The organism is Mesorhizobium sp. M0058, assembly GCF_040323095.1.
GTDB lineage: Bacteria > Pseudomonadota > Alphaproteobacteria > Rhizobiales > Rhizobiaceae > Mesorhizobium.
Genome location: NZ_JAMYUQ010000006.1, coordinates 307,596 through 321,769, shown reverse-complemented (window position 1 = coordinate 321,769; position 14,174 = coordinate 307,596). Strand labels below are relative to the sequence as shown.

Genomic DNA, 14,174 nt, shown 5'->3' with positions numbered 1-14,174 from the left:
GCCTGCTTCATTCCGCCTGCTTGGCCTGCACCGTTCGGATAAGAGATCTCATCATTTTTCCAATCTCTTCGCATCGCAGCAGCAGCTCAATCTCATTGTCTTTTCGCAGCAGGCCAACCCGACATGCCAGCAGTATGTGTGTCTCCAGTTCCTTCAACGAGCCTTGCGCCATGCGCAAAAATTGAACGAACGACCCTCTGTTCTCCCGACCGTATCCCTCCGCGACGTTCGCTGCGACCGAAACCGCCGATCGGCGCATCTGAGAGGTCATGCCGTAAATCTCATCCCTCGGAAACTCTTTGGTGAAACGGTAGCAATCCTCAGCAAGCGTCATCGCCGATTGCCACACCTTCAAGTCGCGATAAGATTCGATCCGTTGCTCCAAATCTTTTGCTACTGACTACTCACTACTTCCTACTCACTGTTTCGCCTTCTCATCGCCCGGCAGGACGTAGTCCGTCCCTTCCCATGGCGAGAGAAAATCGAAGTTCCTGAATTCCTGCTTCAATTCCACCGGCTCGTAGATCACGCGCTTGGCTTCGTCGTCGTAGCGCACCTCGACGAAACCTGTCAGCGGGAAGTCCTTGCGCAGGGGATGGCCCTCGAAACCGTAATCCGTGAGGATGCGGCGCAGGTCCGGATGGCCGGAGAACAGCACGCCATAGAGATCGTAGGCTTCGCGCTCATACCAGTCGGCGCCGGGATAGACAGCGGTGAGCGACGGCACCAGCGTCTCTTCGTCGGCCTGCACCTTGATGCGGATGCGCAAATTCTGCTTCGGCGACAGCAGATGATAGACGACATCGAAACGCTTGACGCGCGACGGGTAGTCGGCGCCGCAGATATCGATGATCGAAATGAACTGGCAGCCCGAATCGTCACGCAGGAAGCTTGTCACCTCGATCAGATTGTCTGTAGCAACCGAGATCGTCAGTTCGCCATAGGCAAGCACCGCATCGGTGACGCGGCCCGGCAGCTTTTCGCCGAGATAGGTCGACAGTTCGCTCAGGGATGCGGCCATGGGTCTACCGTTCGATCGTGCCGGTGCGGCGGATCTTCTTCTGCAGGAGAAGAATGCCGTAAAGCAGAGCTTCGGCGCTCGGCGGGCAACCGGGCACATAGATGTCAACCGGCACGATGCGGTCGCAGCCGCGCACCACCGAATAGGAATAGTGATAATAGCCGCCGCCATTGGCGCAGGAGCCCATCGAGATGACGTAGCGCGGCTCCGGCATCTGGTCGTACACCTTGCGCAAAGCCGGGGCCATCTTGTTGGTCAGCGTTCCCGCCACGATCATGATGTCGGACTGGCGCGGCGACGCGCGAGGAGCCACGCCAAACCTTTCAGAATCATAGCGCGGCATCGAGGTGTGGATCATCTCGACGGCACAGCAGGCGAGACCGAAGGTCATGAACATCAGCGAGCCGCTGCGTGCCCAGGTGATCAGCGCCTCGGTCGAGGTGACCAGAAAACCCTTGTCGGCCAGTTCATTGTTGATCTCGAGGAAGAACGGATCGTCGGAACCGACCGGACGTCCGGTATTGGGGTCGATCAGGCCTTTTGGCTTCGGCGCGACGAGCGTTCCGGAACTGTCGTTCAATCCCATTCCAGCGCTCCTTTTTTCCATTCATAGGCAAAGCCGATGGTCAGCACCGCCAAAAACACCATCATCGACCAGAAACCGAGCATGCCGATCTTCGAGAACGACACCGCCCACGGAAACAGGAAGGCCACTTCCAGATCGAAGATGATGAACAGGATCGACACCAGGTAGAAGCGGATGTCGAATTTCATCCGGGCATCGTCGAACGAGTTGAACCCGCACTCGTAGGCGGAAAGCTTCTCCGGATCGGGATTGCGATAAGCCACCAGGAACGGCGCGATGATAAGCGCCAGGCCTACAACCGCGGCCACGGCGATAAAGAGGACGATGGGCAGGTATGAACTGAGGAGTACGTTCATGCTCGGCTTTCCGTTGGCGGCCAATCCACTTTGATTACAGCAACCAACCCTAATGCGGAAGCGCGACAGTTTAACCGCTGAACCGTTTTAGGTGCCTTGCTGCAACGCGGCGAGGGTTAGCGCAGGGCTTTCAGCGAAGCAAGTCAAACCTTGTTCAAAAGACAGTGCTGGACGGCAGGCCGGGAAAAACTGGTCCGATCTCCTCCTGTTTGATTTCCTTCCTTTCACTCAACTTTTGTCTCCTGACACGTCTCCCGCCATTTGCCTGCTAGAATGACCGGAATCGCCGGCTAAAGTCGGGAAAATGGTTCGAGGCAAGACACTTTGACGAAGGACAAAATCTCACTCCCCACGGCCAGGCGCATCGCGCTCGCCGCGCAAGGATTTCTCGATCCCCGCCCGGTCGGCACGCCCGATCGCCGCCACCTCGCCCGCGTGCTGTCGCGCACCGGCCTGCTGCAGATCGATTCCGTCAGCGCCGTGGTGCGCGCCCACTATATGCCGCTCTATTCGCGCCTTGGCCCCTACCCGCTCACCCTGCTCGACAATGCCGCAATCACCCGCAAGCGCACCGTGTTCGAGTACTGGGCGCATGAGGCCTCGTTCCTGCCGGTCGAGACCTACCCACTGATGCGCTGGCGCATGCAGCGCGCTGAAAGCGGCGACGAAATGTATCTGGGCCTCGCCAAATGGGGCCGCGAGCACGCCGCCTATATCGAAGAGATCTACCGCGCGGTCGCCGAGCGCGGCCCGATTGCCGCTTCGGCACTGGAGGGCCAGAAAGGTTCGGGCGGCTGGTGGGGCTGGAGCCACGCCAAGCACGCCTTCGAATGGCTCTTCTGGGCCGGACGCATCACCACGGCGCACCGCCGTGGCTTCGAGCGTTTCTACGACCTGCCCGAGCGCGTGCTGCCGCAGGCGATCCTCGACCTGCCGGTGCCGGCGGCCGAGGACGCGCACCGCGAATTGCTGCGCATTTCCGCCCGCGCCCACGGCATCGCGACGTCGGGTGACCTGCGCGATTATTTCCGCTTGTCGCCGGCCGACATGAAGGGCCGGCTGGAGGAACTGGTCGAGATGGGCGAACTGCTGCCGGTAAACGTCGAAGGCTGGGACAAGCCGGCTTACCTCTATAGGGACGCCCGCCTGCCGCGAAAGATCGAGGCCCGCGCCTTGCTGGCCCCCTTCGATCCGGTGGTCTTCGAGCGCGCGCGCACCGAGCGTCTCTTCGATTTCCGCTACCGCATCGAGATCTACACCCCGGCCGACAAGCGGCAATATGGCTATTACGTGCTGCCTTTCTTGCTCGGCGACAAGATCGTCGCCCGCGTCGACCTCAAGGCCGACCGGCCTGCGAGTGTCTTACGCGTCCACGCCGCCTATGCCGAAGCAGGCGCACCGCCTGAGACCACCGCACAGCTTTTCGAGGAACTAAAGGAGATGCAGGGCTGGCTTGGCCTTGAGCGCATCGAAGTGACGCCGGCCGGCAATCTGGGGCCGGCATTGGCTAGCGAGAGAGATGGCCAACCCTTGCAGCGTCTGTCATAGAGGCCTCAATAAGCCTCGTAGGTTGTGCAATGGCATCGGACAAAGTGCTCGACATGATCCATGGCGCCCTCATTGCGCATGGAATAGATGCAGTCCGCAGAGATAGGGACGTCATGCTCCAATCGAAGCAGCTTCGGTTTGAGGCTGAGGTGTTCGAGACGAGTTCTGACCGGCTGGTCCTGGAAATCTACATTTTTTCTCCGCTGCTTGATGTTCAGCCGGTCATTGAATCCTTTGCTGGCTTCGGCGACACGCGCGAACAGGAACTGAACCAGGCGTTTGAAAAGTTTCTCCGTGGTGTTTTCCATGTTGCCATTGAGGGACTGGCCGATCACGTCTGCGAGAACATGCAGGCCGAAATAGAGCTTTGGCAGCGAAGCAGCGCCAGTTGGAAGATCTGGCGAAAAGATGCCCGCTGGAAAATCTATAGCGGCCCGGTCATTTCCCAGGCCACAACCGAGCTATGCTCGCTGACACCAGGCTATCCAGCATTCTATGCCAAGCTGGAAAAGCTGTTCACAGCTTCGGTACCCCCCGAAAGCCATTTTGTCCGGACCTTTCTGGCAGGCTTGAAGGGCACGCTGATTAGTGCCGAAGTCCTTCTGGACAACGCGGTTTGGCATGAGGGACAGAATCTGGCTGTCGGTCATGACTGGGACTATGGCGATGGCTATCAAGCTATCCGACAGGTCATCCTGGCACTGCCGGAAGCCGGGACATGACAGCCCCTGCCGACATCGCCATGTCGTAGCCTTGCGTTGACACCGCCGCCCGCAAAAGCCTAAATCCGCTGCAGACGGTCCCCTGCCCGCAACGGCAAGGGCCAAGAGGGAATGCGGTGCGGGATTTCGGTCCCAAATCCGCGGCTGTCCCCGCAACTGTAAGCGACGAGCCAAGGCCGAAAGCCACTGGGTAACACCGGGAAGGCGGCTAACCAAGGCGACGACCCGCGAGCCAGGAGACCTGCCGTCTGAGACAAAGTATCCGATCGCCTGGCGGGTTTCCGGGCAAGGAGCACGGTTTTTGGACCAGAACAGCAGTTTTTCGGCTGGCACAGCGGACATTGCGTCCGGGGACAACGACGCCCTGACCGGCGTGACCGTCATCGTCTGCGCCTCCTGCCGCGATGAGACCGGTTCCGACGCCCATCCGCGCGCCGGCGAATTGCTGGCTGAGGACACACGCCGCGCCGCTGCCGGCGATATCCGGGTCCGCACCGCCGAATGTCTCGGCAATTGCAAGCGCCGCCTCAGCGCCGCGATCCTGCGCGATGGCTGCTGGAGCTATGTCTTCGGCGATCTGACCGCAACCAGCGGCGCCGACCTCGTTACCGGCGCAAAGCTCTTCGCGACTTCGGCCGACGGCCTCATCCCGTGGCGCGGCCGGCCCGATAGCCTCAAGCGCGGCCTAGTGGCCCGCATCCCGCCCCTCGACATCCTGAAGGACTGACCATGACCGCCAACCTCTCCCGTGTTCCCTGCACTGTCGTTACAGGCTTCCTCGGCGCCGGCAAGACGACGCTGGTCCGCCATCTCCTGGAAAATGCCGGCGGCAAGCGCATCGCCATCATCGTCAACGAGTTCGGCGACATCGGCATCGACGGGGAAATCCTGAAAGGCTGCGGCATCGACACCTGCCCCGAGCAAAACATCGTCGAACTGGCCAATGGCTGCATCTGCTGTACAGTCGCCGACGATTTCGTGCCCGCCCTCGACAAGATCCTCGCGCTGACACCGAAGGTTGACCACATCCTGATCGAGACCTCGGGCCTCGCTCTGCCCAAGCCGCTGGTCCAGGCGTTCCAGTGGCCAAGCGTGAAGAGCCGGGTGACCGTCGATGGCGTCATCGCCGTGGTCGACGGCCCGGCGCTGGCCGAAGGCCGCGTCGCCAACGACATGGACGCTTTGCAGGCACAGCGCGCTCAGGACGAAACGCTCGACCACGACGATCCGGTCGAAGAAGTCTTCGAGGACCAGATCGCCTGCGCCGACCTGATCATCCTGTCGAAAAGCGATTTGATGGATTCAGCCGGTTCGGCCCGCGCCAACGCCATCATCAATGAACATTCCGCTCGCGCGGTAAAAATCGTGCCGACTGCGCATGGCAAGGTCGACCCGTCGGTGCTGCTTGGCCTCGGTCTCGCCGTCGAAGACGACATCGAGAACCGCAAGTCGCATCACGACGGCGCTTTCGATCATGAGCATGACGATTTCGACACCTTCATCGTCGACATCCCCTCGATCGCCAATCCCGACGACCTGGCCAAGCGCGTCGCCACCGCCGCCGAACAGGAAAACGTGTTGCGTGTAAAAGGCTTCGTCGATGTCGGCGGCAAGCCGATGCGGCTTTTGCTGCAGGCCGTCGGCCCACGCGTCAACCATTACTATGACCGCGCCTGGACGGCCGAGGACGATCGCCGCTCGCGTCTCGTCGTCATTGGCCTGAAGGGGCTGAACCGTCCGGCGATCGAGCGTATACTCGCCGGTTGATCTCAGGCACGAGCCGCGATGCATATACTCGCCACGACCTCCGCCTCGCTCGACGATCTCGCCGAGCCAGTTGATCTCCGGCAGACGCCGGCGGATATCGTGGCGCTGTCCTTCACCGACAGCGACCTCGCCGGCCTCGCGGCGGCCTGGAAGGCCGATGCCGTCCGCCTGCCGTCGATGCGGCTGGCGGCGCTGCGCGACCTGCGCCATCCCATGTCCGTGGACCTCTGGATCGACAGCGTCGCCCGCCACGCCAAGGTGATTTTGGTGCGCATCCTCGGCGGCTACGACTGGTGGCGCTATGGCTGCGACCAGCTTGCCGCGACTGCCCGTGCGAACGGCATCAAGCTGGCGCTGCTGCCGGGCGAGAGCCACGACGAGGATCTCAGGCTGATCGAAGCCTCGACGCTGCCGCGCGAGGATCTGGACGGCCTGCTTGGTTATTTCCGCGAGGGTGGCCCGGAGAATATGACGGCGCTGGTGCAAAGATTGGCGGGGCTGGCGGGACGGGATGCGGGGGCGGCTGACCCGGTTAGCGTGCCGAAAGCTGGCTACTACGAGCCTGGCCGCGGCGTCGTAGGCAAGTTGAATTTTGCCGATGTCGGCGTTCCTTCACACCCCCCTCTGTCCTGCCGGACATCTCCCCCCCAAGGGGGGAGATCAGCCGTTACCAAAGGCGGCTCCTCTCCTGCTCCTTTGGAGATCTCCGCAAGGTCTGCGATTGGCGAAAACATTTATGAGAGCACAATCTGCCCCCTTGCGGGGGAGATGTCCGGCAGGACAGAGGGGGGTGGGCGGGAACTCGGCGCAGACAACATCAACCTTCCCATCATCCCCATCCTATTCTACCGCTCGATGCTGCTGGCCGCCGATGTCGCGCCAATCGATGCCCTCTTTGATGCACTCCGCCAGCGCGGCATGAGACCGATCCCGATCTTCGTCTCCAGCCTCAAAGACCCGACCTCCCTGGCCTTCGTCGGAACCGCGCTGGCCACGCTCAAGCCCACCGCCATCATCACCGCAACCGCCTTCGCTTCCGGCGCCGAACCCGGCGTCGAAACGCTCTTCGACCGCGCCGGCGTGCCTGTCTTCCAGGTCATCGTCGCCACCACCCGCCGCGACGTCTGGGACAACAACCAGCGCGGCCTGGCGCCCGCCGACCTCGCCATGCATGTCGTGCTGCCCGAACTCGACGGCCGCATCCTCGCCGGCGCAATTTCCTTCAAGGGCGAGAGCGAGACCGACCCGGCGCTCGGCCACCGCGCCTTCGCCAACCGGCCGGAACCGGATCGCGTGGCGCAAGTGGCGGACAGGCTAGCGGCGTTCACACGGTTGCAGCAGACGCCCCGCGCGACGCGTAAGTTGGCGATCCTCATTCCGGATTATCCGAGTGCGCCCGGCCGCACTGGCTATGCCGTGGGCCTGGATGTGCCGTCCAGCGTGTTGGCCATGCTGCATGACCTGAAGGAGCAGGGCTATCGCGTTGACGGGATTCCAGAAACGCCGCGTGCGCTGCTGGACGCGTTGGAGCGGAGCGATGGTGGGCTGGGGCTGGATGAGTATCTGGACTTCTCAAAGGATTTGCCGGCTGAGGCACTGGCTGCAGTCGAGGCGGCATGGGGCGCTCCTTCACCCTCCCCCTTGTGGGGAGGGTCGGTTCGCGACATTCGCGAAGCGGATGGCGCGAAACGGGGTGGGGGTAGCGGTGCACCACCCCCACCCGGCCCTGCGGGCCACCCTCCCCACAAGGGGGAGGGTAAGAGCGGCTTCCCCTTCCGCGCCGCCACCTTCGGCAACATCACTGTCGCTCTCGCCCCCGACCGTGGCCGCTCGGCCGACCGGCGCGCCGATTACCACGACCCGACGCTGCCGCCGCGCCACGATCTGCTGGCCTTCGGCCTGTGGCTGCGCAAATCGCTCCGCATCCATGCTCTCATCCATGTCGGCGCCCATGGCACGCTGGAATGGCTGCCCGGCAAGACGGTTGCGCTCTCACAAAACTGCTTCCCCGAGATCGCCACCGGCTCGCTGCCCGTCATCTATCCCTTCATCGTCTCCAATCCCGGCGAGGCGGCGCAAGCCAAGCGGCGCATAGCAGCCGTCACGCTTGGCCATCTGCCGCCACCACTGGCAGCTGCTGGCCTTGATGAAGAGCAGCACAAGCTCGAGCGCCTCGTCGACGAATACGCCCAGGCCGACGGCCTCGACCGCCGCCGGCGCGATCGTCTGGCCAAGCTGATCGTCGACACCGCGCAAAAGACCGGCCTCGCCTCCGAAGCCGGCGTCGCCGGAACCGATGCGCCCGACGAGGCGCTGCGCCGCATCGACGCCTGGCTCTGCGACCTCAAGGATTTCGCCATCAAGGACGGCCTGCACATCTATGGCCGCGCTCCCGACGACGAGCCCGACGCCGTGCGCCGGCAAAGCGCCGAAGCCGAGAAGGCCGCGCTGCTGGCGGCGCTCGACGGCCGTCACATCAAGGCGGGTCCGGCGGGCGCACCGGCGCGTGGCCGCTCCGACGTGCTGCCCACCGGCCGCAACCTGTTCACCTCCGACCCGCGCACCATGCCGACGCCGACCGCCTACGATCTGGGAAAGGCGGCGGCAGAAGAAGTCGTGCGCGGCTATATGCAGTCGCATGGCGACTGGCCGCGCTCGCTGGTCATCGACCTCTGGGGCTCGGCCTCGCTGCGCACCGGCGGCGAGGAGATCGCGCAAGGCCTGGCGCTGATGGGCTGCCGGCCGCAATGGGATTCGGCCACCGGCCGCATCACCGGCATCGAAGTGCTGCCGCCGGCCACGCTCGGTCGCCCGCGCATCGATGTCACCTGGCGGATTTCGGGTCTGTTCCGCGACATGTTCCCGACCCAGATCGCGCTGATCGACGCCGCCGCCAACGCCGTTGCCGCGTCCGACGAGGACGATTCGGAAAACCCGCTCGCCGCCAGAACCCGTGCCGATGGCAAGATCGGCCCGCGCATCTTCGGCACCTCGCCCGGCACCTACGGCGCCGGCGTCGAGGACCTGCTGTCCAGCGGCGACTGGGTCGGGCGCGAAGAAATCGGCCGCGCCTATCTCGATGCGACATCACATGCTTATGGCGGCGCAGAGGGCGAAGGCATCGCCTCCCCCGGCGCTTTCGAGACCCGCGTCGCCGAGGCCGATCTGCTGGTCCACACCGGCGACGATCCCGGCCGCGACATTCTCGAGGGCTCCGCCGACGTCGCCTTCATCGGCGGCTTTTCGGCCGCCCTTGCGGCATTGGGCCGAAATGCCGACGTCATCGTGCTCGACACCACCGACCCGCAAAAGCCGAAGCCGCGCTCGGTCGGCGAGGCTGTGTCGCGGGTTGTGCGGGCGCGAGCCGTCAATGCGCGCTTTATAGCCGGCCAGATGCGGCATGGTCCGCGCGGCGCTTCCGAGTTTGCCGAAACCGTCGACCGCCTCATCGGCTTTGCCGAAACCACGCACGCCATTTCGGGCGCGTTGATCGAGGCCGTGCATGACGCCTATGTCGGCGATCCCGATGTCCGCGCCTTCATCCTGCGTGAAAATCCGGCCGCTGCCAAAGTCATCGCCGAGCGCTTCCTGTCGGCGCGCCGGCGCGGTCTCTGGCATCCCTTGCGCAACGCGATCGACGACGATCTCGCGGCGTTGATCGCCGAGGCCGAGGCGCTCGGGGTCGCGGCATGAACGCCTTCTCGCGCCGCGGCGCCTGTCCGGCTCTCTCGGCGCCGATGCAGACCGGCGATGGCCTGCTGGTGCGGCTCAACCCGGTTGCTGGAGGGCTTTCCCCCAAGTCGCTGATCGGACTCTGCGAATCCGCCTTGAAGCGCGGCAACGGCATCATGGAAGTGACCGCACGGGGCAGCCTGCAGATACGCGGCCTGACGGCGGAAAGTGCCGTGCTGTTGGCGGCGGAGGTCGATGCACTGGGGATTGCAGTGCGTACCGGCGTGCCGGTCGAGACCGGGCCGCTGGCCGGCATCGATCCGCGGGAGATTGCCGATCCGCGAGCTTTGGCTGAGCGGATCAGGGCTGCGGTCGAGGAAGCTGGGCTGACGCCAAGGCTCGGACCGAAGGTGTCGGTGGTTGTCGATGGTGGTGGGCAGCTGACGATGGATGGGGTGACGGCCGATGTCAGGCTGAAGGCGGTGCGGGAGGGCGGCAACGTTATGTGGGCTTTGTCTGTTGCCGGCGATGGCCAAAGCGCGAGGCCGCTTGCGACGGCCGATGAGGATGCAGCGCGCGATATTGCGGTTGCTGCCCTCAGGATGACCGCGGAGAAAGGCCGGGAGGCACATGCGAGGGATTTGTCGGAGAGGCAGCTAGCGTCTCTCGCAGGTTGGCATTCCTTCGCGCCCCCCTCTGTCCTGCCGGACATCTCCCCCACAAGGGGGGAGATCAGCAGCTTCGCTGTCAGCTCTTCGCCTTCGACGTTGAAAACTGGCGAAACCGGCGGCGACAGCACAATCTCCCCCCAAGTGGGGGAGATGTCCGGCAGGACAGAGGGGGGCGCCGTAGAGCGCTCTCGCTCGCCGATTGGCCTCTTCGACTTGAACACCGGCCACGCCCTCGGCATCGGCCTGCCCTTCGGCAGCATGCCAGCGCAAAACCTTATCGACCTTGCCAGCCGAGCGTCGAACCTCGGCACCGCCGAAATCCGCCTCGCCCCCGGCCGCGCCTTGCTGTTCCTCGGCCAACCACCAGCCGCGAACCCCCTCCTCCAAACCACCGCCGCCGCGCTCGGCTTCGTCACCGCCGCCGCCGACCCGCGCACCCGCATCGCCGCCTGCCCCGGCACTCCTGCCTGCGCATCCGGCCAAATCGCCACGCGCGACATCGCCGAGACAATCGCCGCCGAAAACGCTGATATCCTCGACTTCACACTGCACATTTCCGGCTGCGCCAAGGGCTGCGCGCACCCCGGTCCGGCGGCGCTGACATTGGTCGGCGGCGAAAACGGAGCCGGACTTGTCGTGAACGCGACGGCAAAGGCCCTTCCTGCGGGCTACAGGCCGGGCTATGACGCCGCACGCGGCGTCAGTCGCGTCGCGGCGATGGTCCGCAGCGCACGATTTCAGGGCGAAACCGCCGCCGCTTGCCTGACAAGGCTCGGGCCGGCGGCAATCGCCGAAAGCTACCGACAGGAATAAGCATGGCCGCCTACGATTACATCCATGACGGCAACGCCATCTATGAGCGCTCTTTTGCCATCATCCGCGCCGAGGCCGATTTGTCCCGCTTTTCCGAGGCCGAGGCCGACGTTGCCATCCGCATGATCCATGCCTGCGGCCAGGTCGAAGCATCAAGTCATTTTGTTTTCTCCAGCGATTTCGTCGCCGCCGCCCGCAGCGCCTTGGCGGCCGGCGCGCCGATCTTCTGCGATGCCGAAATGGTCTCGCATGGCGTCACCCGCGCCAGGCTGCCGGCCGGCAATGAGGTGATCTGCACCTTGCGCGACCCGCGCACGCACGACATTGCCAAGGAGATCGGCAACACCCGCTCGGCGGCGGCAATCGATCTGTGGGGCGAGCGTATGGCCGGTTCGGTGGTCGCCATAGGCAATGCGCCGACGGCACTGTTCTATCTCCTGGAAAAATTGCGCGACGGCGCGCCGAAGCCGGCGGCGATCATCGGCATGCCGGTCGGCTTCGTCGGGGCCGCCGAATCCAAGGATGCGCTGGTGCAGAATTCCTATGGCGTGCCCTACGCCATCGTGCGCGGCAGGCTTGGCGGCAGCGCCATGACTGCAGCCGCGCTCAATTCGCTGGCGAGGCCCGGCCTGTGAACGCAGCTGTCAAAGAAGATCTGGCAAAAGGCCGCCTCGTCGGCGTCGGCACGGGGCCTGGCGACCCCGAGCTGCTGACGCTGAAGGCCGCGCGCGTTCTGGCCGAGGCCGATGTCGTCGCCTACTTCGCCAAGCGCGGCAACAACAGCAATGCGCGCGCCATCGTCGAGGCGCGCTTCCGGCCGGATATGCTGGAACTGCCGCTTCTCTACCCCGTCACCACCGAGATCGACAAGGATCACGACGACTACCGTTCGCAGATCACCGATTTCTACGAGGAGTCGGCCGAGAAGGTCGCCGAACACCTCGAAGCCGGCCGCATGGTCGCCGTGCTCTCCGAAGGCGACCCGCTGTTCTACGGCTCCTACATGCACCTGCATGTCCGCCTCGCCCATCGCTTCCCGACCGAGGTCATCCCCGGCGTCACCGCCATGTCCGGCTGCTGGTCGCAGACCGGCGTGCCTATCGTCCAGGGCGACGATGTGCTGACGGTTTTGCCCGGCACGATGAGCGAGTTCGAGCTGACACGCCGTCTCGCCGACACGGATGCCGCCGTCATCATGAAGGTCGGCCGCAATCTGTCCAAGATCAGGCGGGCACTGGACGCCACCGGCAAGCTCGCCCGCGCCGTTTATGTCGAGCGCGGCACCATGGCCGGCAGCATCTCGATGAAGCTTGCCGACAAGCCGGATGACAAGGCCCCCTATTTCGCCATCGTGCTGGTCGCCGGCTGGTCCGGCCGGCCTGGCGTTATGGGAGCCAAGCCATGAGCGGCCGCCTCACCGTCATCGGCCTTGGGCCCGGCAATGCCGATCAGGTGACGCCGCAAGCCAGCCGCGCCGTCGCCGAGGCAAAGTTCTTCTATGGCTACAAGCCTTATCTCGACCGGCTGGAGCTGCGCCCGGACCAGACCCGCGTCGCCTCGGACAATCGCGAGGAACTCGCCCGCTCCAAGGACGCGCTGGTAAAGGCGGCGGACGGCCATGACGTCGCCGTCGTCTCCGGCGGCGATCCCGGCGTGTTCGCCATGGCGGCCGCCGTCTGCGAGGCGATCGAGGCCGGTCCGGCCGAATGGCGCACCGTCGATGTCACTGTCGTGCCGGGCGTCACCGCCATGCTGGCGGTTGCCGCCCGCATCGGCGCGCCGCTCGGCCATGATTTCTGCGCCATCTCGCTGTCCGACAATCTGAAGCCGTGGGACTTGATCGAACTGCGCCTGCTGGCGGCGGCCGGCGCCGGCTTTGTCATCGCGCTCTATAACCCGATCAGCAAGGCGCGCCCTTGGCAGCTCGGCCGTGCCTTCGAATGCCTGGCCGCCATCCTGCCCGGCACCACGCCGGTCATCTTCGGCCGCGCCGCCGGCCGCCCGGACGAGCGCATCGAGGTCTTTTTGCTGGCCGATGTCGACGCGCAAAAAGCCGACATGGCGACCTGCATCATCATCGGTTCGCCGGAAACACGGATCATCAAGCGCGGCGACAAACCGGCGCTGGTCTACACGCCGCGCTCCGCGACGGGGTCGAGCAAATGATCGACCCAAAATTTATCAACAAGAGCGGCGAGTTCATCGACGGTCTCGGTCGAAGGCACCTCCGGCAGGAAGGGCCTGCGCACCATCACCACCTCGATACCGAGCGCCCGCGCCGCGGCGATCTTGCCGTAGGTGGCCTCGCCGCCGCTGTTCTTGGATACGACGACATCGATGCGGTGCTCCTCGAGCAGAGCGCGTTCATCCGCCTCGCGAAACGGCCCACGCGCCAGCAGGTAGGCCGCATCCGGCACCGCCAGTTTCGGCTCGACCGGATCGACGCTGCGGATGAGGTAGTGATGCTGCGGCGCCGCCTCGAAAGCCGCGACCTCTTGCCGGCCGAGCGCCAGGAAGGCGCGGCGCGGCGTCGATCCAAGCGCGTGCACCGCATCGCCTGTCCTATCGACCTGCGTCCAGCGGTCGCCGTCGACAGGCTTCCAGCCGGGACGGCGCAGCGCCAGGATCGGCACACCGGTCAGGCGCGAGGCTTGCGCCGCATTGGCGGATATCTGCGCCGCATAGGGATGTGTGGCGTCGATCAGCAGGTCGATGCCCGCCTCCCTGAGATAGGCGGCCAGCCCGTCGGCGCCGCCAAATCCGCCGCTGCGCACCGGCACGCCTTGCGCGACCGGGCTTTCGGTGCGGCCGGCCAGCGACAGGGTGACACGGAAATCTTCCACCAGTTTTTCGGCCAATTGGCGCGCTTCTGTCGTGCCGCCAAGGATCAGAATCTTCTTCATGAGCACCATGTTGAACAGCGTCGGCGCTGCCCCTCACCCCTACCCTCTCCCCGTGAAGAACGGGGAGAGGGAGGCGTCAGCGCCGGAGCGTCTCCCTTCTCCCCGTCACCACACG

The 14,174-nt window shown here is 64.6% G+C and carries 14 protein-coding genes and 1 riboswitch; of the genes, 9 read left to right on the top strand and 5 right to left on the bottom strand.

The window, feature by feature from the left end; all coding sequences use genetic code 11:
* Positions 1-7: 7 nt before the first annotated feature.
* From NKJ75_RS12795 to NKJ75_RS12780, 4 genes are read right to left on the bottom strand one after another with little or no spacing between them, the layout of a single operon-like run.
* Positions 8-385 carry a four helix bundle protein gene (locus tag NKJ75_RS12795; protein ID WP_031193090.1) on the bottom strand — a complete coding sequence of 126 codons (378 nt, stop codon included), beginning with the start codon at positions 383-385 and terminating at the stop codon, positions 8-10.
* A 33-nt stretch (positions 386-418) separates the two neighbouring features.
* The gene (locus tag NKJ75_RS12790) at positions 419-1,021 is read right to left on the bottom strand and encodes an NADH-quinone oxidoreductase subunit C (protein ID WP_023670823.1); all 603 of its coding nucleotides are present in this window, start codon (positions 1,019-1,021) and stop codon (positions 419-421) included.
* A 4-nt stretch (positions 1,022-1,025) separates the two neighbouring features.
* Positions 1,026-1,607 carry a NuoB/complex I 20 kDa subunit family protein gene (locus NKJ75_RS12785; RefSeq protein ID WP_023670824.1) on the bottom strand — a complete coding sequence of 194 codons (582 nt, stop codon included), beginning with the start codon at positions 1,605-1,607 and terminating at the stop codon, positions 1,026-1,028.
* Positions 1,598-1,963, bottom strand: a complete 366-nt coding sequence (locus NKJ75_RS12780; protein WP_023670825.1) for an NADH-quinone oxidoreductase subunit A — start codon at positions 1,961-1,963, stop codon at positions 1,598-1,600. The genes NKJ75_RS12785 and NKJ75_RS12780 overlap by 10 nt, the downstream gene beginning before the upstream one ends.
* A gap of 324 nt (positions 1,964-2,287) precedes the next feature.
* Here NKJ75_RS12780 and NKJ75_RS12775 point away from each other — a divergent pair, with 324 nt between their 5' ends.
* From NKJ75_RS12775 to NKJ75_RS12735, 9 genes are all read left to right on the top strand, one after another.
* Positions 2,288-3,511 (top strand): winged helix-turn-helix domain-containing protein, encoded by a 1,224-nt coding sequence (locus NKJ75_RS12775; RefSeq protein WP_352499749.1) that lies wholly within the window; start codon positions 2,288-2,290, stop codon positions 3,509-3,511.
* A gap of 29 nt (positions 3,512-3,540) precedes the next feature.
* Positions 3,541-4,233: a DUF6348 family protein gene (locus tag NKJ75_RS12770; protein WP_352499748.1), complete on the top strand. Its 693-nt coding sequence runs from the start codon at positions 3,541-3,543 to the stop codon at positions 4,231-4,233.
* Positions 4,234-4,291: 58 nt separating this feature from the next.
* Positions 4,292-4,496: riboswitch (cobalamin riboswitch) on the top strand.
* A gap of 38 nt (positions 4,497-4,534) precedes the next feature.
* Positions 4,535-4,960, top strand: coding sequence for a DUF1636 family protein (locus tag NKJ75_RS12765; protein WP_352499747.1), 426 nt, complete (start codon positions 4,535-4,537; stop codon positions 4,958-4,960).
* 2 nt (positions 4,961-4,962) lie between these two features.
* Positions 4,963-6,000, top strand: a complete 1,038-nt coding sequence (gene cobW / locus NKJ75_RS12760) for a cobalamin biosynthesis protein CobW (RefSeq protein WP_352499746.1) — start codon at positions 4,963-4,965, stop codon at positions 5,998-6,000.
* An 18-nt stretch (positions 6,001-6,018) separates the two neighbouring features.
* Complete coding sequence (cobN, locus tag NKJ75_RS12755; protein WP_352499745.1) at positions 6,019-9,693, top strand: cobaltochelatase subunit CobN; 3,675 nt, start codon at positions 6,019-6,021, stop codon at positions 9,691-9,693.
* Positions 9,690-11,156, top strand: coding sequence for a precorrin-3B synthase (gene cobG, locus NKJ75_RS12750; protein WP_352499744.1), 1,467 nt, complete (start codon positions 9,690-9,692; stop codon positions 11,154-11,156). The genes cobN and cobG overlap by 4 nt, the downstream gene beginning before the upstream one ends.
* A 2-nt stretch (positions 11,157-11,158) precedes the next feature.
* Entirely contained in the window at positions 11,159-11,791 is a 633-nt protein-coding gene (locus NKJ75_RS12745; protein ID WP_023818000.1) for a precorrin-8X methylmutase, read from the top strand.
* Complete coding sequence (locus NKJ75_RS12740) at positions 11,788-12,561, top strand: precorrin-2 C(20)-methyltransferase (RefSeq protein ID WP_031197672.1); 774 nt, start codon at positions 11,788-11,790, stop codon at positions 12,559-12,561. The genes NKJ75_RS12745 and NKJ75_RS12740 overlap by 4 nt, the downstream gene beginning before the upstream one ends.
* Positions 12,558-13,322, top strand: a complete 765-nt coding sequence (locus NKJ75_RS12735) for a precorrin-3B C(17)-methyltransferase (RefSeq protein ID WP_023670833.1) — start codon at positions 12,558-12,560, stop codon at positions 13,320-13,322. Before NKJ75_RS12740 ends, NKJ75_RS12735 begins: the two co-directional genes overlap by 4 nt.
* On the opposite strand, the gene NKJ75_RS12730 is transcribed toward NKJ75_RS12735, so the two are convergent.
* On the bottom strand, positions 13,286-14,059 hold the full coding sequence (locus NKJ75_RS12730; RefSeq protein ID WP_352499743.1) for a cobalt-precorrin-6A reductase: 774 nt from the start codon (positions 14,057-14,059) through the stop codon (positions 13,286-13,288). The two genes, NKJ75_RS12735 and NKJ75_RS12730, sit on opposite strands and share 37 nt — an antisense overlap.
* Between the last annotated feature and the right edge of the window lie 115 nt (positions 14,060-14,174).